This window comes from Paenibacillus sp. S-38, from assembly GCF_049942825.1.
Taxonomy (GTDB): Bacteria; Bacillota; Bacilli; order Paenibacillales; family NBRC-103111; genus Paenibacillus_G.
On record NZ_CP187970.1, the window covers coordinates 4,575,152 to 4,593,701 of the forward strand.

Here is an 18,550-nt window from a genome sequence, read left to right on the forward strand (position 1 = left end):
ACACATGTGGAAACCGGATCGAAGCAGCAAAAAACCGATGTATCAGCAAATCGCGGAGCACGTGGAGCGCAGCATCCATCTCGGGGAATATCCGCCCGGCAGCATCCTGCCTTCCGAACGCAGGCTGGCCGAACGGATGGGGGTGAACCGGAGCACCGTGGTGCAGGCCTATGAGGACCTGCGCTCCAAGGGGATCGTGGAAAGCTCGGTGGGCAGCGGCACGAGGGTCAGCAGGGGAGTCTGGAAGCACCGGCCGGGCCTCTCCCCGAATTGGCGGGATTATGTCCAGGGCGGCACCTTCGCGCAGAGCCTCCCTTATCTCCGGCGGATCCGGGAGGTGCTGCAGGAGAGGCCCGCCGTTATCAACTTCGCGAGCGGGGAGCTGTCGGCCGACCTGTTCCCGAATGAGCAGATCCAGCGCCTGATGAGGGAAGTTCCGTTTGAGGCGCACCTCGGCTATGACGACCCTCAGGGCTACTACCCGCTAAGGGAAACCCTTGTAGGATTTATGCGGCAGGAACTGGGCATACATACAACAGAGTCTTCGGTGCTGATCACCTCGGGCTCCCAGCAGTCGCTGTTCCTCATCCTTCAATGCCTGCTGGCTCCGGGGGATGCCGTGGCGGTAGAGGACCCTTCCTACTGCTGCTCCTTATCGATGTTCCAATCGGCAGGCCTGCGGATCTTCCCCCTGCCTGTTCACGAGGATGGGATCGATCCGGAGGATGTGGGGACGCTGTTCCGGAAGCACCGGATCAAGATGGTCTTCCTCAATCCGAACTACCAGAACCCGACGGGAACGACCCTTCACCCGGACAAAAGGCTGCCTCTGTTGAACCTGGCCGCGGAGCTCGGCATCCCGATTGTCGAGGACGACCCGTTCAGTCTCACGGATTTTGAGGGGACGCCCCCTCCCTCCCTCAAATCCATCGATGAACACGGCACGGTGCTCTACATCGGCTCCCTGTCCAAGATCGCCGCCTCGGGGCTGCGGATCGGCTGGCTGATCGCCCCAAACAGCGTGGTGCAGCGCCTTGCGGATGCCCGGCAGCAAATCGACTTTGGCCTCAGCGTCCTCCCGCAGTGGACCGCCAATGCGTTCATGCGCACCGGCATGCTCGCCGAGCATCTCGTCTTCCTCCGGCAGGCCCTCGCCCGCAAGCAGGAGCTCCTGATCCGTTCTCTGGAGGAGGAGCTGTCCGGTGAGGTGCAGTATACGGCGGCCCGCGGCGGACTGAATCTGTGGTGCTCCCTGGTCCGGCCGGCCGACGACCTGAAGCTGCTCGAAGAATCGGTCAAACGGGGCGTCATCTATACCCCGGGAGCGGTATACGGCTCCGGACCCGGCTTCCTGCGGCTCAGTTTTGCGCGACCACCGGAGGGTACGGTGGCGGACGGGGTTAAGGGCATCGCACAGGCCCTTCGCGCCCTGCATTTGTGAACAACTGTTGAATTTGGCTGGTGGAATTCGCGGCGGAATGGATGGTTACACGTGCGGATGTTCTTGATATAGTTTTTCTTGTAAGGGCAGGATCAATCATAATCTACACACGAATCAACAGACGGGGGATCGAACAATGGAGCTGTACGTCTACTATATTTTATTCGCTACGGTCATGCTCTTCGCTGTTGTGGCTACGCTGCTGGTCGGCATGTCCAAGAAGAACCGGGAAGGCAACCCGCAGTACGATCAGCGCACGAAGGGGAATTGGTCCCGGCTGACCTGGATCTATATTGCCGTCATCCTGCTCGGCTATGCGGCCTTGATCGTTTATATCGTCCAATCGAATTCGTAAGTGGCTACTTAAGACAGACTGCTGAGGGATGAGGCTGAATGTATACACCGTTCGGAATCTGGTTTATGCTGATCGGCGTCCATACGCTGATGGGCTTGATGTTTTTGGCGGGATGGGTGTTCTATAAGAAAAATAAGGATCTGTTCTAGAGCATGGATCCATCCTGAACCGAGCCGTGGAGGGACTGCCTCCGCGGCTCTTCCGCATGTCCGCCTGTCCTCACCGGCAGGGCGGGCTCCGGCCAAATCTTTTGAATTCAAGCGGCTCCTTTGGTAAATACTTACCATATCTGATGAAAAAAGGATGGTCGGTATGACGGCGGATCAACAAGCCTCCTTCGAACACTTGAGACAGTTGAAAAAACAGTACTCGGCGGAGCACATGGATTATTGGCTTCACTATTCCATCCCGACGACCTGGGAGTTCTGGACTTGTGTGGTGCTGCTCATCGGCCCCTTGGTTCTGCTCTATTACATGCTCGACCGAAGCAAGGCGTTCCATATGGGGTTCTTTGGATACAGTATCCATATCGTTACATTCTATACGGATAACTTAGGCGTGACCCGCGGGCTCTGGGATTATCCTTACAAAGTGCTCCCCTTTCTTCCGATGAGCCTCATGATCGATGCTTCTCTGGTGCCGGTGTTTTATATGCTGGTGTACCAGTGGACCGTGCACCGCCACAAATCCAAGCTGCTGTACCTGACGGCGACCAGTGCGATCTTCGCGTTCGTCATCAAGCCTCTCCTCTCGCTGGCCGGATTGTTCATGCTCTACGAATGGATGAATTTCTTTTATCTCTTCCTGGCCTATTTGTTCGTCATGTTCGGAGCGATGCTGCTCACCGCCATCTTCAGATGGCTGATGAGATCCGTCATTCACAGGACGGCCTAGCTGCCGCTTCCTCCTCGGGCTTGCAGTCTGGTGCCGATCCCAATCAGCCGGCACATGCGTGCGCTGGCGGCCTCCACCAACTCTCCGGCTGCGGCGATGCACGACGGAAGGTCCATCGGTCTGGGTACGATACTCATCAAGCCGTCGATGCCGTGGTTCAGGAGGTCATCCGCCCCCTGCCCGAGCCCCCCGGACAGACAAACGACCGGGACACCCGCCTCTCTTGCGGCCGCGGCTATACCGGCCGGCGCTTTGCCGAAAGCGGTCTGGTAATCGGTCAAGCCCTCCCCCGTCACGACGAGATCGGCATGCTTCACGGTGTCTGCGAAGTTGACGGCATCCAGTACAAGTCGGATCCCGGGCACCAGCTCGGCATTCGTAAAATAGAGCAGGCCGGCTCCAAGCCCACCTGCGGCTCCCGCGCCCGGATGTTCGGCGGCATCGCGTCCCGTTGCCGCCCGTGCGATGCCGGCGTAGTGCCGCAGCGCCAAATCCAGCCGGTCCACCATGTCAGGCGCGGCCCCCTTCTGCGGACCGAAGACCGCAGAGGCCCCGCGGGGTCCGCACAGCGGATTATCGACATCGCAGGCGGCCCGGATCTCGGTCTCCGCAAGCCGGGGATCGAGATGCGACAGGTCTATCGCATGCAGCTCCGACAAGGCCGCTCCTCCGGGCGGAAGCTCTTCCCCGCTCGCCGTGAGGAGCCTTGCGCCAAGCGCCTGCGCCATCCCGGCTCCTCCGTCGTTGGTCGCGCTGCCCCCAAGGCCGATGATCAGTCTGCGCAGACCGTGATCGAGCGCCGTCCGGATCAGCTGCCCGGTTCCGTACGTCGTCGTCATCAGTGGATTCCGGCTCTCCGCAGCAATCAGGGTCAGCCCGGACGCCGCCGCCATCTCGATCACACCGGTGGTGCCGTCCCCTAGAATACCCCAAACTGCGTCGACCTCAGCCCCTAAGGGGCCTGGGACCTGTTCATTCATGAGGGTTCCGCCCGTGGCTGCGACGAGCGCCTGTACGGTGCCTTCTCCCCCGTCAGCGATCGGCATCTTCACGATCCCGGCCTCAGGGAACACCGAACGGATCCCCTTCGCCATCGCCTCCGCTGCATCGACAGCGCTCAGGCTGCCCTTATAGGAATCCGGAGCTACAACAATAAGCAAGCGCTTCTCCTCCTCAACTCGGTTGTCTTCTTACCTTTCGAGAATAGGGAGCGGATCCCCTGCTTTGTAGAATAATGAAGACAAGAGCGTCTTTCTTGACACAATGGACGAATCGATTAAATCCAATGTTCCCGCAATGACCCGATAACCGATTACCCATCCCCGTCTCATCTATTCCCTGCTTGGAGCGCCCCAACGCTCGTTTTTGAAATAGCGGAAGTGTGGTATCTTATTGAAGTATTTCCCGGTATTTCCCGAAACATAGCGGAACTCAAATGCCTTATTCGAAGGAAACGGGCCTGGAAACCGCGTCGCTCCCTACGATAGCGAATCTGAGTTCCTTTATTTCTGGTGGGTACCATTGCGAAGTGGGAATAACGCACCGTGCTTCCGCTATTTTCATAGACGGCTCCCGTGCCAGCAGAATCGAGCCCTGGCGGGATATAATTTCTTATAATTCAAAAAAAACCAAGTCCGCCCTTTCCGCAGACCTGGCCGTTTCATCTTATGAGAGCCTCCCGCTTGCTCACGGCCGGTTGTTACCCGGCCTGCTCCTGCGTCTCCTTTATCCTTGGCGTTCGAAGAGATACAGCTGTCCGTTCGCCGCACGCCTGAATCCCGGTCCCTTGAAGCCCCGGCGGCGCAGCTCACGGGAGAGCTCCTGCATGAACGCGGCATGGCCGACCAGCAGAATGTTCTCTCCCTCTCCTTCGGCTGTAATCTCGTCCAACACCCGGGCCGCTCTAGCCCGAACTCCCGCCCTGCTTTCCCGGAATGCCTCATGATCCAGCATCCATGCGGTCCGCATCCACAACAGCCAGCCGATGATCGGGAGCCTGCGTCTTGAGATCCGTTCGAACGCCGGATAAGGGATCTCCCGAAGACCTTCCAGATAGCGGATCGGCCCCGAATGGATGGTCTGGGCGGTAATCCGCGCCCGCGGCATATCGCTGGCATAGCAGCGCTGCCACTCGATCCCGTTCATCTCCACTGCTCCGATCTCCACATCCGATTGATCGTATTCCATGAACCACCGGGTGAGCTCCTCACCCGTCATCCACCCTTTAGCGGGAAGCCCCCTCTTGACCTTAAAATGTCTGACCAAACCGATTTTCATGCCCGCTCACTCTTTCTCTCTCTTTGTCCATCGAATGGTTTCATCATGGACCCACCAAAAAATGTCATAATGTTCTTGTATATATTCGCAGAGGTCCCCTTCTTCTGTCAAGATAAGCGGCTTCGCCGATCTAGAAGAACAGTGCATGTTAATAAGCAATATAAGATGACGGAATTGAACCTTGGTGAGATATAAATGCAAGCGTATGCGCTTAGAGCGGCCCCACGGTCCGCCTGCCGCCTGTCCCTGTCGCTTCTTCCTTGCAGTCTAACCGGTTAACCCGATACCTGCCCGCCTTCCGGTTCCCCGGCCTTCCAATCTACCGGAGGCTTCTCTCGCCGGATCGACCACCAGAGGAGAACGAGCACGCTGAGAACAATCGTGCCGATGTAGACCAGATCATAGCCGAACGGAGATGCATATTCCACCTCCGTGATGGCCCCGTCCCCGGGTACAGCAATGTACCGGACGGACTCGAGCCATGCGAGATGATAACCGATGCACATCCAGAGATTGCCCGAGAGGAGCCGGCTCAGCTGGAGCGCCGTTCCGAAAAAGGTTAGTGTGAGGGTGCGCTCTACAGATCGCCGCTCTATCTCTAACCGCTCTCATATATATAATCCGTGAGAGAGAATCGCGAGCTGGGTGTGTGTGCCGCTGTGCCAACCGCCCCATCGTGAAGGGGGGCGTTCAGCAGAGATTGACCGCTCACGAAAAAAGCTTCCACCCGGGCAAGGGACCGGGGGAAGCTTACGATTTTGAAGTTGAAGCTTTTCGTGTTGAAGTTTACGCTCATTAACTATTGAAACTTTTTGGGAAACTGCTTTATGATTCCTTGGGCCAGAGTATCCGCCAGGTGGAGGAGATGCGCCTCTCCTTGATCGAATGCCCGGATATCGGCATCCCAATCTTGTTTCAACCGGGCCTGGAGCGCATCCGCCACAAGCTGCAGGTGCCTCTCCATCATGGCCTTCAGCTCCGCTTTCTTCCAATGCGGATTCGCGCTGCTCAGGAATTGGGCGATGTCATCCGCGTTCCGGTACCATTCCTTATTCAGCCGGTCCAGCTCCGCCCCATTCGCCTGCTTCGCAGCTTCCACAATCTTGCCCGCGATCAATATATGCTCCCGCAGCAGCTCGGCCAGTTTATTGCCGGCGGCCTCCCCATAGTAGGGTTTGATCGCATCCCCCAGGTCCTGCTGATTCTTCAGCAGTCTCGCCAGCACTTTGTCCCGGTCCGCCAGCCCGTCGACCGCACTCACGATGTAGGTTCGAGTCCAGAATAAATGCTCCATCCACAGCTTTCGCAACGTGAACGCAAGCTGTACCTTCGACTGGCCAGGCAGCAGTTTTTCCATACGTACTTGTTCCTGGGCATCCGCTCGCGCCGGAAGCGGTGCTGCGGCAGCGGCAACGGCCAGGGACGCACACAGCAGGCATGCCTTATGTAACTGAGATTTCACTTTTCTCTTCTCCTTTTGCATGAAAATGAGCTGCCTGTACTAGTATGGAAAATGGTGACCGCTTCATGCATGGGTGGACAGTCAACGAAAAAAGCGGCCTCTCCCCCTCCTTCCGGGAACAGACCGCTGTTTGCTGCTTGGTATTATTTATGAATCCAAATGAGTCCGGCCGAGTTGTCCTTCGCTTCCCCGATGACCTTGAATTTCAATCCGAAGTTCGGCACAAGGCGTCCGGCATCCGGAATCCGGCTGTTGATATAGCTCTTGCTGTCCGAGAATTCAGTTACGCCCGGCAGCGGCTTATAGTTGTACTCGCCGCGGGTTTCGTTATCAATGTACCAAGCCGGCGTCTTATCAATGGAGAAGGCCGCATCCGCCACCTGGTAGCGCGTCGTTTGTTCGACGGAGTCCACGCCGTCCTTCTTGAAGATCAAAGCCTCCGGATGGGAGTCGACGACCCCGAGGAAGCCCTGCCCCGGGTGGTTCCCTACCCAGTTGTCCAGGTAGCTGTCATCCGCATACCAGACGACAAGACCGGTATTGTATTTCACGCCCCGGCTGTAAGCAAGGGAGCGGTCCGCGCCGGCATAGTTTCTCCATTCGAGATAGTAATACTGCTTCTTGTATTCGAGTCCGCTCGTCACCGAGAAGCCGTCCAGGGTCAAGGCCGGCGTGCCTTCCGCGTCATCCGAGAAGACGACCTTGCCGTCCACGGTCAGAGCGGCATTGTCCAGTGCGAACCCGTTCAGCGCCAGTCCGCCGTCCGTCACATAGTCGAAGTGGAGGCTCACCTTGCTGCCCGCAAACGGAGTCAAATCATAGGACTTGTCCACCCACGCGCCGTTCGTCGTCTCCGCCTTGGCATCCCCGTTCGTGTCATCGTCGCCGATCACATCGAGTGTGGTTGTTTTGCCGTCATAGGTTACGGCCGTCACGGTCAGGCTGTCGTACTCGAACTCCACCTCATACAGCGTTTTGAAGTCAAAGGAAGCGGTCTTCGCTCCCGTCAAATCAAACTCGGGAGTGGAGAGCGTCGTATGCAGGTCATCGCCCTTCGTGCTGTAGTAGTACTGCTTCCCGAAGGCCGGCTGGATCCCCTGCACCGGTTTGTCCGGCAGATTCACTTTCACCACGCCGGGATTCTTCGATTTCGTCACACTCTGGTCGACGACGGCTGCGATCCCGTTTTTGGTAATCTCCGCCGCATCGACTTCTGCCAGATTCACCCAGTTGCCGCCCATGGTTTTCTGGAAAAATTCTTTGTTCTGGGGCGAGAAGGAGCTCGGCGCGGTGCCGGCAATCCGCCCGTTCCAGCTGCCGCCGCTCATGATCGACCAGGAGGCCACCGGCTCACCCTGCCCGGTGTACTGGGTGTCATACTCGTCCGGCAGTCCGAGATCGTGGCCGAACTCATGGGCGAAGACGCCGACAGCCCCGTCTTCCGGCTGGATCGTATAGTCATAGGCGGCCATCTGGCCCCCCCAGTAATCGACCTTTGCCGTTGTGCCGGGAACCGGATACACGCCGTTCAGCGTCCAGCGGTGCGACCAGATCGCGTTATCGCCCAGCTGACCGCCGCCCGCTTCCTGTCCGGTGCCCGCGTGGATGATCATCAGGTGGTCGACCAGCCCGTCCGGCTCGTTCTGATCTCCGTCCCCGTCGAGGTCATACAAGTCGAACTGGTCGTACTCCGCCAGGTTGACGCCTTTGGCAGCTGCCGCCTTCAGCGCATCCTTGACCAGATCCCGCGGCCCCAGCGGGCTCTGGTTGTCATTGCCGCCGGCCGGGTTATCGTCGCCGTATTCGGCGGCACGGCCAGGAACCGTCAGCCAATCCGATACATAGCCGTCCACCGTGTAGCTTCCACCGGACTGCTCTTCGTAGTACTGCTTGAAGGTCTGGATCTGGGAGCCGTCGAACAGGGTAAAGTCCGTCTTCCCGAACATCAGCTTCTGGTAATGCTCCCTGCTGAAATCCTTCGAATACATATACCCGGGCTCTTGAACGACCTGGTTGTGCTTGAAGTCCGAGTATTCGGTCAAGAGAACAAGCACTTTGTCCTGCCGGACGGAGCCGTTGTAAGGTGCAGGCCTCGCTGCCGGAACGTTTAGGCCGTTCGGACTACCTTTTTTAAAATTGTCGTGACCTTTATTCAAGTGCGTCATCAGCTTCGCTTTTTGCTTCGCAATCCAATCCTTGGATTTGCGGTCTATCTCTTCCCCATGCTGACCGTCGGCCGTCTTGACTTGGGACTTCAACGCTTTGTTATTCTTTGCCGCTATGTACGATTGTACCGCTTTGGAGATTTGGCCGGGTGTCGCATTCCTGCTCAGCAGTCCCCGGTTCATCAGGCCTTTGGCCAGGCGCTCCTCATCGACGATATGGGGGTCGACCGGAGGGGCATCGAGGAGCGGACCGCCGGTAGTGCTTTCCGCACCGAGTGCGGAGGTGGAGAGAAGTCCTGCGGTTAAGCAGGCGGATAAGATGATGCCGGTCATTTTCATTTTCTTCTTCAACTTATAACCTCCCAGGATGTAAGCTGTGGTGCATGTAACTCTTTCTAACATTTAACCAATGGTATATTGAAATTAAATAATAGTTTGAATATTCTAGTAAGTGCCTCTGGTCCTGCGCAGGTAGAACCAAATTTTACCTCGAAACCGGCTATTTTTCGTCATCTTTTGCCAATCTCATCGGCGTTCATCCTGCGGGATGCCTTCAATTTTCATCTAAGTGCTGGCTTATTGGCGAAAATTCTGTTAAATCCAGGAATCTATCATTCCGCGTTGGACCAGCCCATCCCCCGGTTCCAATTCAATAGAGCAGTTCCGTAAAAGGGGCCAGCAGCAAAAAGCCGCTGCGAACTTTCACAGCGGCATCCCTGCGTATTCCCGATCATGTAATTTCCCCTGACTCTTACTCCCTGCTTTACCCGATTGTGTCTTCGATGTTTACCCGATTTTCCGGACCGGAATCCAGATCTCGCTTCGGAAATTCGGCGTGCTGACATCCTTGTGTTCGTTCCACAGGATCTCCGGTCCTTCGGCCTGCTCATAGCTTGATGAAGGAAACCACTCTGCATAGATTCGTCCCCAAACCTCCTGGAGCGCGCCCGGGAATGGGCCGACGGCTTCGAACACCGCCCAGGTTAAGGCAGGAACCTCCAGCGCGGTCAGGCCCGGAGGACAGTCCTTCGTCGTGGCGGCGCCGATATAATGGTCCAGCTCCCCTTTCTCCTCCATCCGTCCCTCCGAGAAGTTCACGGACGCACTGATCAAGCCCGCCGGCTCCACGTTCGAGAGCGCTTTGAGGAGCCCGATCGTTTCCGCGTCGAGACTCTGCCACATCGAAGCAATCTCGGGATTGACCCCATGGAATACGATCGGCACTCTTTTGCTGATCCCCACGATACGAAACCCTTCTTTGTCCACCAGACGATAATTCATTTCATTTCCTCCTTTAATGGTCAGCTGGAATGTCATCCGGGGATAGGCTTTGAGCTGCCGGCCTTGGACTCTGGCGTCGGATGGCGTAACTCCGTGCATGGACTGGAATGCCCTTGTGAACGAATCCGGTGAGCCGTACCCGTATTTCAGCGCCAGATCGATGACCTTCATCTCACTGTTCTGGAGATCAAAGGCCGCCAGGGTCAGGCGTCTGCGGCGGACATACTCCGACAGCGGCACCCCCGCCAGGAAGGAGAACATCCGCTTAAAATGGTATTCCGAGCAAAGTGCAATGCGCGATACCTGCTTATAGTCGATCGGCTCCGTCAGATGCTCTTCTATATAGTTCATGGCTGCGTTCATGCTCTCCAGCATTCCCACTGTTCCCACCTCCTACCGTTATCTTAGCAGGAGCCGGGGGAGTCTGCCCGACAATCCGTGCGCGGAACTGCAGGGCAGCAAAGCTTTTCCATCTTGATCAACGCTGTGCGGACGTCCTTCCCTCGGTCCCTATGAATCCATAAAATCACAAACACTTTTCATAAGATCCTTACTATCGTCATCTTTCGGGTTTCTCTATAATCAGGGGCATAGATGACATGCAAGCGATCAACATAAGGAGTGATGGATAATGAGTTTGGCCATAAAAACAGGCCTTGGCACGGACGCGGTCTCCGAAGGGAAGAGCGCGAAGCTGAGCACGAAGGAGAAAATATCGTACGGCCTTGGCGATTTCGGCAACGGGTTCATGTTTGACCTCGGGCAGCTGTACCTGCTGAAGTTCTTCACGGATGTGGCCGGCATCCCCGCCGCAAGTGCCGGCGGCATCTTCCTGGCGAGCAAGCTGTTCGCCGCCGTATGCGACCCGGTCGTCGGCTCCGCCATTGACTACAGGAAGAACATCGGATCGCGCGGGAAATTCCGGCCCTTCCTGGTCTGGGGCAGCATGATTCTGGCCATCCTGACCGTGCTGACGTTCCTCTCGCCGGATGCCTCCCCGGCAGTCAAACTGACCTACGCTTATGCCTCCTATATGATCTGGGGCATCGGCTACTCGTTCGTGAACATTCCGTACGGCTCGCTCGGGGCGTCGATGACCCAGGATGCGGGCGACCGCACCTCCCTGGCCTCCTTCCGGCAGGCCGGCTCGCTCGGGGCGCTCTTCTTCACCAGTGTGCTTGTCATGCCGCTCATCCTTTTATTCTCCAACGAAAAAGTAGGCTATCCGGTCGTGATGGCGGTCATGTCAGTGATCGGCGTGCTCTCGTTCTACTTCACGTACCGCAACTGTAAGGAACGCATCGTCGTCACCGGTGCGCCCAAGGAGAAGCTGACGGTCAAGTCCGTGATCAAGACGTTCGTTGCGAACAAGCCGCTGCTCGTGCTCGTCCTGATGACCATCTTCACCATCTCGGCTTACAATCTCAAATCAGCCATGCTCATCTACTTCGCCCAGTACAACCTGGGGAACGTCAAACTGATGGCCTATATGAACTTCATCATCATCGGCTCTTCCTTCATCGGCGTACTGGCCCTGCCCCGGCTCGTGAAGCGGTTCGGCAAAAAACAGACCGCCATCTTCGGTCTGGCTGTGAGCATCCTGGCGGATACCGTCAACTTCTTCGTTCCGTCAAATGTGTACATCTTCACAATCCTGGCCAGCATCGCCTTCATCGGGATCTCCATTCCGAACGGCATCACCTGGGCGCTGGTCTCCGACATCATCGACTACGGCGAGTGGAAGTCCGGGGAGCGTAAGGAAGGCACCACGTATGCCCTGTTCAACTTCTCCCGGAAGCTGGCCCAGTCGCTGTCGGGCTTCCTGTCAGGCATCGGGCTCGGCCTCATCGGGTACGTGCCGAATGCCGCCCAGAAGGCCGGTACACTGCTTGGAATCAAGGGACTGCTGCTGCTCTATCCGGCCGTCGCTCTCTCCATCGCCATTCTGGTCATCGGCCTGCTGTACAAGCTGACGGACAAGAAGCACGCGGAGATCGTCAGGGAGCTGGCCTCCCGCGGGTAAGCATGTCTGGCAATACATCCCATACCGAAAAGGCTGTTCACCCTCAGGACGAGGGGAACAGCCTTTTGCTGTGTTCGCGGGCGCCTGCAGGACGTTACCTCGTCTGCCGGAACTCCGAGGGGGTCCTGCCGGTGTATTTTTTGAAGATCACACTGAAATACTGCGGATTCGCATACCCCACCCGTTCCGCCACCTCGTAGGTCTTCAGCTCTTCCTTCCGCAGCCAATCGATGGCGGCGTTCATGCGGGTCTCGAGGAGAAACTCGCTGAAGTTGACTCCCGTCTCCTTCTTGAAGATGGCACTGAGATAGGTTGTGCTGACGTGCACATGTTCCGCCACATCCTGCAGCGACAAGCCCTCCTTCATGTAATGCTCCCGGATGAAAGCGGCCGCCTGGTCGGCCAGCCCCTTGTGCTGGCGCAGGCGTCTCTCCTTCACGGCAGCGGACAACTCGTTCATGAAGTCACGGATGCGCTGGAACATTTCTTTGGCCGTCCGGTAGCGGTGAATCTCCTCGAACAGGCTCTCCACGGCCTCCTTCGCGTATGGAGGGTCATGCCAATCCTGGAAGGCATGGACCAGCGCGAACACTATCTCCATCCCCAGCATGTGCATACGGACCAGATCCACGGGCCTGCGGGACAGGAACTCCTCCTCCAGGCTATCCAGGATCGCTGCCGCCTCCTGCTCCAGTCCGGATTTGATCTTCATGGTCAGCTGGGTCGCCCAGTTGGAGTCCACTGCCGGCTCCCCTTCGGCCCTCGGCTTGATGAGCTCATCCCGGTATAAGAAGACCTGATTCTTCCCCGTCATGTGCCGCAGCTCCGTGGCGTCCTTCGCGTTGAGATAGGAGGCCCGGACGGCATCCAGCCTGTCCACGACGGAACCGACACCTGCTGTGACGGTCGTCTTGAGGTACTTCTCCACGTTGGCACGGATCGTCTCCGCCAAAGTCAGCGCCCGCAGCTCCAGTGCGCTCTCCTCTTCGGAGGCGCCGTAGATGACGACGATCTCATCCTTAATCGCACCGAAGACCTGCCCCTTGGGCTCCCCGGGCAAGGACGAGGGCCCGCACTCCAGGCGCACCACCTCGTCCGCCACATTGTGAATGCAGTACTTCAGCAGCTCCTGCCCGTACCGGTTGCGCGGGGAGGCTTCATAGTAGTGGTCGGCCAGCAGCAGGATCACCGCATAGTTCCGGGCCTGCAACGGGATGTCCAAAAAATCGAGCTCATGCCGGATCTCCTCCTCCGAGAATCGGCCGGTGAGCAGGTTCTCGAAGAACCGCTGCTTGAGCAGCGGGATGCCCTCGAGCACCTTTTTGGCCGTGGCATGCTCGCGGTCCCACTCGTCCGCCGCCCGCTTCACGGTCTCGAGCAGCTTCGCTTCGTCCAGCGGCTTCAGCAGAAAGTCGTACACCTTAAGCTTCAGCGCTTTTTGGGCATACTCGAATTCATCATAGCTCGTCATCATAATGATCTTGATTCCGGGATGGCGCTCCTTGATCTTCTCCGTGAGCTCCAGCCCGTCCATGAAGGGCATGCGGATATCCGTGAGCACAACCTGGGGCAGCTCCCGTTCGACCGCTTCCCAGGCATCTTCCCCGTTCGTCTCCGATGCCGCCAGACGGAAGCCGTTCGCCTCCCAATCGATGGTCTTGGTCAATCCCTTCAGGATGATCCGGTCGTCATCCGCAATCACAATCTTCCGCATGGACGCTCTCCCCACCTTCCCTCTATAACTACATCCATCTCTCTAGTTTTGCTCCCCGCAGGGAAACCTGACCGTGACCGTGGTCCCGGCACCCGGCGAGCTCTCATAGGAGAGGCCATACGCTCTGCCGTAGTGCAGCTGCAGACGGCGGTGCACATTCCTAACCCCATAGCCGATGCCGGGCGGCGAATCGCCGGCTTCCCCTGCAAGAGCCTCCTGCAGAAGCGCCAGCCGCTCGGGCCCCATCCCGTAGCCGTTGTCCCGGACCTGAAGGATGCAGCCGTCCTCTTCCACCCAGCCCCGGACTTCGATCCGGCCCGGACGGCGTACTTTTTTGACCCCATGGTAGATCGCATTCTCCACCAGCGGCTGCAGTGTGAGCTTCACGATGCGGCAGTTCAGCATGCCATCTTCCACATGGGATTCGTAGATGAACGTGTCGCCGTAGCGCATCTGCTGGATATAGAGATACTGCGAGATATGGTCGAGCTCGCTTGCTACGGAGATGACCGGGTTTCCCTTGCTGATGCTGATCCGGTAATAGCTCGACAAGGCGGAGAGCATCTTCGACGCGTCCTCCGTCTCTCCCAGGTCGCACAGACTCTTGATCGAATAAAGCGTATTATACAGAAAATGGGGCTGGATCTGCGACTGCAGCACGGACAGCTCATGGAGCCTCTTCTGCTCCTGCTCGTACTCCACCTGTCCGAGCAGCTCCCGGATCCGTCCGAGCATGTCGCGGATCCCCTGGTTCAGGATCTTGATTTCCTCTGCGGCGGCAGGATGATCGGGCAGGTCGACCTCGAGCTGGCCCTCCCGGATCGAGCCCACCTTCCGCGTCAGCCCCCAGAGGGGCTTCGTAATCCGGCTGGCCAGCCATCCCGTACTCAGTACAGCGAGCACAATGACCGAGACGACGACCGCCAGCGTCAGCGTCTGAATATATTGGATCCGGCTGTACAGCTCCTCTTCCGGGTAGACCGCCGCCAGCCTCCACTTGTTGATCGCCAGCGTATCGTAGACCACAGTGAGCGGCTGCCCCGCTTTGCTCAGCAGCACGAACCTGCCCTTCGTTCCCGGGGCCGCCAGCAGCTTCTGCTTCAGCTCCCCTTCATCTGCTGCGAACCGGTCCTCCACGGTCTTGAAGCCGGCCAGCCCGTCCGGACTGGCGAGGGTCAGATAGCCGTTCGGCGAGATCTCCGGCGCTGTCAGCGGCGCTTCGAAGAGCGCTTCCTTCAGCCGGATGACGATGATTCCGCCCCTCGCCTCCTCCCTGCCCTCGATCCATTGATACAATCCGGCGGCTCTTCCGCCTGCCGGATCCCACTCATTCGGGCTGAGATTGAACCAGTAGATCTGCGAGGTAACGGAATAAGGGAGGAGCAGGAAGCGGTCCGGCGCCGGAATCCCTTCTGTCTGCAGCCGGTCTTTGCGGTAGTACGCCAGCTTGCCATGGTTATAGTTCAAATAGATGGACTCGATGATCGCATAATGGTCCGTATACAGCTTGTCCAAGCTGCCCGCCAGCGTAAGATAATCGCGGGGCTGGGGCTTGAACCCCGGAGCGTCCGCCCGCCGGATCAGCATCTGCAGCTCGCTGCTGCCGCCAAGCGCCGTCACGTCCGCCAGAACCGATGACAGCTTCTCATTCAGGGAAGCTCCCGTCTGGGTCAGCGTATCGTTCATACTCCTCTCCGCATTCGCCTGAAGCTGACGGGCCGCCAGCAGATAGGAGACGGTGCCGGTCACCGTAACGAAGACGACAATCAGCGGAATCAGGAAAGTCAAAAAAGCGGATTTTACGGTTCTTCTATACCGAAACCGCATGACACAGCCCTCCCCTCGCGGCCACTTGGAAGCATACGGCAAGCATCCCCTTATTCATGATGATATTGAGCATAAGCCCGTTCCATCAAGGCCGCCCAGTCGTCCAGGAAGAGCTCCGGCGCCAGATCGCCTGCCAGGACCTTCTGCAGATTCGGTTCGATCTGCTGCCGCACGGCCTTTGCATAGTTCGGCAGATCATACGGCACGTGCAGCTGCACGGTCCCGGGGTCTTCGAGAGCCGACAAGGCCTCCCGGATCAGTGCAGGCTCCTGGAACGCCCCGCTGCTCAGGGAGCGGCTGTTCGTTGGAATCTGCCCTACATGGCTGTTCCAATACGTCTGGCTCTCCTCCGACAGAAGGAACTGCAGCAGCTGCCAGGCGGCATCCGGGTTCTCCGCCGACCGAAAGATGCTGTAGCCGTTCGCCACCGTCACCATCACCCGGCTGCCGTTCTCCGCCTTGGGCAGCAGAGCTGCCCCTACCCCCGCGGACCCGAGGGAAGCCGCGTGATCGTGGTACGACCCGAAGTTGTGGGAGATCAAGGCGGCTTCCCCCGAATCGAAGGCCGACACCATCTCCTTGTAGCCGTTCAGAATGTCGCTTTCTTTCGTGTAGGTGCCGTACAGCGCAATGAAACGTTTCAAGAAGGCCAAATGCTTCGGATCATTGATCGTACACGTGCCGTCCTGTCGGAAATATTCGGTCAGTCCGGAGTAAGCGTACAGCATGGAGGTCAATTGCGTAACGCTTCCCGCTCCCCCTCGCAGGCTGTAGCCATAGCGGCCGAGCTCCGGCCGGTTCAGCTGCCGGACCCGGTCGAAGAACTGCTCCCAGCTCTCCGGCGCGGCCAGGCCGGCTTCCCGGAACCAGTCGGCCCGGTACCACAGCACGTCAAAATATAAGGTGTTCGGGAGCTGGTACAAGGCTCCGTCCGGCACCAGCCGCCGGTTATAGTCAATGTACGACTGTGGGATCTCCTCCCGGCCGGGCCATGCCGCATAATACGCATCCAGCGGAAGCAGCGCATCCTTGGCCGCAAAGTCCGCAATCCACTCCGCGTTCACGGCGGCGAGATCGGGCATGGTATTCGACGCGATGGCGACATCGTACTGCTGCTTGTTGAAGCTGACAGGGATGCCGACATAATGGACCCGGATTCCCGGATGCGCCGCCTCGAACCGGCGGAACAGCTCCTCATAGTAAGGGGTACGGCTCTGCCCGGGATTCTCGTCCCAGAACGTGAGTTCCACGCTCCCGGCCCCGCCGTTCTCCCCCGGTTGGGCAGTCCCGGGGGCACTGCAGGAGGAGCTGAGGACAGCTAGGCATACGGCAAGGGACCAAGGTGCAAACCGGGTCTTGTTCATGAGGTTCTCCTCCCTTCACACCGCATCACGAACGCAGCATATCCAACCAGTATACGTCAAAACAGCGCAAAAGCCCAAGGTCCTCGCAGGGCCCTAGGCTATCGCAGCTGCTTTTTCTGTTTTACGCCTTCTCCCAAGATGACGCCTTCATGGCTGTGGGTACCCTCAGCTTCCGAGGAAGCTTAAGGCTCAGCGCTTGTGCGAGCCCGCCCGGTCTGCGGGGGCTGCGCCGGACCGGTGTCCGCCCTTCCACGCTTAGCCGCAGCCCTCTCCCAGCCAAGCGCCCTGCGCGACCAGCAGCCGCTGAAGCTGCAGGATCTCCACCTCGCGGGAGGTGAGCCCGCCCGCTGCGCAGAGGGCCGCCGCGGTGCCGGCCGCCTGCCCCATCGCGAAGCAGTTCGGCATGACGCGGAGCGAGCCCTGCACGACACGGTCGGCGGAGGCTGCGCGTCCGGCTACCCAGAGGTTGCCGAGCCCCTGCGGCAGCAGGGACCGGTAAGGAACGCCATGCGACCGGCCCCGCGGCAGATGGCGGACCTCCATGTTTTCCTTGCTCGTGGCCATATGAATATCGATGAAGTACGCATTGCGGGCGATATCATCCGGAAAGCTCCGCATGGAGATGAAGTCGTCCTGCACCAGCATGTAATCTCCTACGATCCGGCGTGTCTCGCGGATGCCGACCTGCTCCCCGGTGCTTACCAGATGGGCATGCTCGAAGCCGGGAACATAGCCCCGCAGGAACTCGACCTGTGTGCGGACCAGCCTGCGGCCTTCGACCGCTGCCCGGGTCAGATCCTCCGCCTTCGTGCCGTCGATCCCGAAAACATGACCGAAGTTCACGCCGACGATGCTGTCAGAGATCCAGGCGAATCCGGACACTTCCCTCCGGCCGGGGGGCAGGTCCCCGTTCTGCTGGGCCAGCCGGACCGCCTTCGGGATTTGACCGCTGTCCCCGCTGTCCGCCAGATACAATCTGAAGAGCTCACGGTCCACACCCGCGAGCACATAGCACATCGTGCCGGGCTGCAGCTCCCCTCGCTCCCCCCCTTTTTGGAAGGGAGCTCCGGCAAGCGCAGCGACATCCGCATCCCCGGACGCATCGACCACGCAGCGGGCCTGAACAAAGGACCTGCCGGATTTGTTCAGAAGAACCAGGCCCTTGATTCCGCTTCGGTTCTCGTTCATGACGACCTGACCGACAAAGGTATGCAGCAGCACGGACGCCCCGCTCTCCAGGACCGCCTCATCGTAGACCCGCTTGAGGACTTCGGCATCGATCGGCACCCAATCCAGCTGGTCCCGGTACTCTTCCAGGTAAGCGGGCCCGCAGCTTCTCTTCATCCGCTCTAGGAGCTCCAGCCCGATGCCCCGCACGACGGGCTTCTCTTTGTCCGTGAACGGACAGAAGGCCGGGACCAGGGAAAGGGTTCCCATGCCGCCGAGGAACCCCCGCTGCTCCAGGAGCAGGGTTCTTGCTCCATTTCGTGCCGCCGCGATCGCGGCCGCCACACCGGCCGGCCCCCCGCCGACAACCGCAACATCCACTTCTGTAAGGATAGGAAGCTCCTCCGGGGGAAGCATGATCGTTTGGTTCAGAGACATGGGTGAACACTCCTTTGGCGTTCGAATGGGTACTCCTCTTATTGTAGCAGCCTCACGGCCATTTGATTAACATCAGGGGATGATATTTACACTCGCTTCGTGATTCTGTGCCGGCCGCCCTTCCTTCTAGAGCCTGCATGAC

The 18,550-nt window shown here is 58.6% G+C and carries 15 protein-coding genes; 5 read left to right on the forward strand and 10 right to left on the reverse strand.

Annotation, left to right across the window (positions count from 1 at the left end):
- Positions 1–4 precede the first annotated feature (4 nt).
- The 4 genes from ACP26L_RS20290 (at position 5) to ACP26L_RS20305 (ending at position 2,690) form a co-directional block, all read left to right on the forward strand.
- Entirely contained in the window at positions 5–1,441 is a 1,437-nt protein-coding gene (locus ACP26L_RS20290; RefSeq protein WP_426445821.1) for a PLP-dependent aminotransferase family protein, read from the forward strand.
- 136 nt (positions 1,442–1,577) lie between these two features.
- Positions 1,578–1,796 (forward strand): hypothetical protein, encoded by a 219-nt coding sequence (locus tag ACP26L_RS20295; RefSeq protein ID WP_426445823.1) that lies wholly within the window; start codon positions 1,578–1,580, stop codon positions 1,794–1,796.
- A 38-nt stretch (positions 1,797–1,834) separates the two neighbouring features.
- Complete coding sequence (locus ACP26L_RS20300; protein WP_426445825.1) at positions 1,835–1,945, forward strand: LPXTG cell wall anchor domain-containing protein; 111 nt, start codon at positions 1,835–1,837, stop codon at positions 1,943–1,945.
- A 163-nt stretch (positions 1,946–2,108) separates the two neighbouring features.
- Positions 2,109–2,690: a CBO0543 family protein gene (locus tag ACP26L_RS20305; protein ID WP_426445827.1), complete on the forward strand. Its 582-nt coding sequence runs from the start codon at positions 2,109–2,111 to the stop codon at positions 2,688–2,690.
- Here the strand turns inward: ACP26L_RS20305 and ACP26L_RS20310 are convergent.
- From ACP26L_RS20310 to ACP26L_RS20335, 6 genes are all read right to left on the reverse strand, one after another.
- Complete coding sequence (locus ACP26L_RS20310) at positions 2,687–3,850, reverse strand: glycerate kinase (protein ID WP_426445829.1); 1,164 nt, start codon at positions 3,848–3,850, stop codon at positions 2,687–2,689. The two genes, ACP26L_RS20305 and ACP26L_RS20310, sit on opposite strands and share 4 nt — an antisense overlap.
- 565 nt (positions 3,851–4,415) lie before the next feature.
- Complete coding sequence (locus tag ACP26L_RS20315; protein ID WP_426445830.1) at positions 4,416–4,967, reverse strand: histidine phosphatase family protein; 552 nt, start codon at positions 4,965–4,967, stop codon at positions 4,416–4,418.
- 275 nt (positions 4,968–5,242) lie between these two features.
- Positions 5,243–5,473: a hypothetical protein gene (locus tag ACP26L_RS20320; protein WP_426445832.1), complete on the reverse strand. Its 231-nt coding sequence runs from the start codon at positions 5,471–5,473 to the stop codon at positions 5,243–5,245.
- Positions 5,474–5,766: 293 nt separating this feature from the next.
- Complete coding sequence (locus ACP26L_RS20325; protein ID WP_426445834.1) at positions 5,767–6,324, reverse strand: glycosyltransferase; 558 nt, start codon at positions 6,322–6,324, stop codon at positions 5,767–5,769.
- 248 nt (positions 6,325–6,572) lie between these two features.
- On the reverse strand, positions 6,573–8,933 hold the full coding sequence (locus ACP26L_RS20330; protein WP_426455025.1) for an immune inhibitor A domain-containing protein: 2,361 nt from the start codon (positions 8,931–8,933) through the stop codon (positions 6,573–6,575).
- Positions 8,934–9,380: 447 nt separating this feature from the next.
- Positions 9,381–10,250, reverse strand: a complete 870-nt coding sequence (locus ACP26L_RS20335; protein WP_426455027.1) for an AraC family transcriptional regulator — start codon at positions 10,248–10,250, stop codon at positions 9,381–9,383.
- A gap of 256 nt (positions 10,251–10,506) precedes the next feature.
- On the opposite strand from ACP26L_RS20335, the gene ACP26L_RS20340 reads away from it, so the two are divergent.
- Positions 10,507–11,898 carry an MFS transporter gene (locus ACP26L_RS20340; protein WP_426445836.1) on the forward strand — a complete coding sequence of 464 codons (1,392 nt, stop codon included), beginning with the start codon at positions 10,507–10,509 and terminating at the stop codon, positions 11,896–11,898.
- Between the two features lie 94 nt (positions 11,899–11,992).
- Here ACP26L_RS20340 and ACP26L_RS20345 read toward each other — a convergent pair whose 3' ends face one another.
- The 4 genes from ACP26L_RS20345 to ACP26L_RS20360 form a co-directional block, all read right to left on the reverse strand.
- Positions 11,993–13,612 (reverse strand): response regulator, encoded by a 1,620-nt coding sequence (locus ACP26L_RS20345; protein WP_426445838.1) that lies wholly within the window; start codon positions 13,610–13,612, stop codon positions 11,993–11,995.
- A gap of 42 nt (positions 13,613–13,654) precedes the next feature.
- Positions 13,655–15,439 carry a sensor histidine kinase gene (locus ACP26L_RS20350; protein WP_426445839.1) on the reverse strand — a complete coding sequence of 595 codons (1,785 nt, stop codon included), beginning with the start codon at positions 15,437–15,439 and terminating at the stop codon, positions 13,655–13,657.
- A gap of 50 nt (positions 15,440–15,489) precedes the next feature.
- The gene (locus ACP26L_RS20355) at positions 15,490–16,803 is read right to left on the reverse strand and encodes an ABC transporter substrate-binding protein (protein ID WP_426445841.1); all 1,314 of its coding nucleotides are present in this window, start codon (positions 16,801–16,803) and stop codon (positions 15,490–15,492) included.
- 255 nt (positions 16,804–17,058) lie between these two features.
- Positions 17,059–18,408, reverse strand: coding sequence for an FAD-dependent oxidoreductase (locus ACP26L_RS20360; protein WP_426445842.1), 1,350 nt, complete (start codon positions 18,406–18,408; stop codon positions 17,059–17,061).
- Positions 18,409–18,550 lie beyond the last annotated feature (142 nt).

Excerpts from the sequence above, each read along its gene's own strand:
- ACP26L_RS20290 (WP_426445821.1), top strand. The coding sequence starts at position 5 with ATGTGGAAACCGGATCGAAGCAGCAAAAAACCGATGTATCAGCAAATC.
- ACP26L_RS20295 (WP_426445823.1), top strand. The coding sequence starts at position 1,578 with ATGGAGCTGTACGTCTACTATATTTTATTCGCTACGGTCATGCTCTTC.
- ACP26L_RS20300 (WP_426445825.1), top strand. The coding sequence starts at position 1,835 with ATGTATACACCGTTCGGAATCTGGTTTATGCTGATCGGCGTCCATACG.
- ACP26L_RS20305 (WP_426445827.1), top strand. The coding sequence starts at position 2,109 with ATGACGGCGGATCAACAAGCCTCCTTCGAACACTTGAGACAGTTGAAA.
- ACP26L_RS20315 (WP_426445830.1), bottom strand. The coding sequence starts at position 4,967 with ATGAAAATCGGTTTGGTCAGACATTTTAAGGTCAAGAGGGGGCTTCCC.
- ACP26L_RS20320 (WP_426445832.1), bottom strand. The coding sequence starts at position 5,473 with ATGTGCATCGGTTATCATCTCGCATGGCTCGAGTCCGTCCGGTACATT.
- ACP26L_RS20325 (WP_426445834.1), bottom strand. The coding sequence starts at position 6,324 with ATGGAAAAACTGCTGCCTGGCCAGTCGAAGGTACAGCTTGCGTTCACG.
- ACP26L_RS20330 (WP_426455025.1), bottom strand. The coding sequence starts at position 8,933 with ATGAAAATGACCGGCATCATCTTATCCGCCTGCTTAACCGCAGGACTT.
- ACP26L_RS20335 (WP_426455027.1), bottom strand. The coding sequence starts at position 10,250 with ATGCTGGAGAGCATGAACGCAGCCATGAACTATATAGAAGAGCATCTG.
- ACP26L_RS20340 (WP_426445836.1), top strand. The coding sequence starts at position 10,507 with ATGAGTTTGGCCATAAAAACAGGCCTTGGCACGGACGCGGTCTCCGAA.
- ACP26L_RS20345 (WP_426445838.1), bottom strand. The coding sequence starts at position 13,612 with ATGCGGAAGATTGTGATTGCGGATGACGACCGGATCATCCTGAAGGGA.
- ACP26L_RS20350 (WP_426445839.1), bottom strand. The coding sequence starts at position 15,439 with ATGCGGTTTCGGTATAGAAGAACCGTAAAATCCGCTTTTTTGACTTTC.
- ACP26L_RS20355 (WP_426445841.1), bottom strand. The coding sequence starts at position 16,803 with ATGAACAAGACCCGGTTTGCACCTTGGTCCCTTGCCGTATGCCTAGCT.
- ACP26L_RS20360 (WP_426445842.1), bottom strand. The coding sequence starts at position 18,408 with ATGTCTCTGAACCAAACGATCATGCTTCCCCCGGAGGAGCTTCCTATC.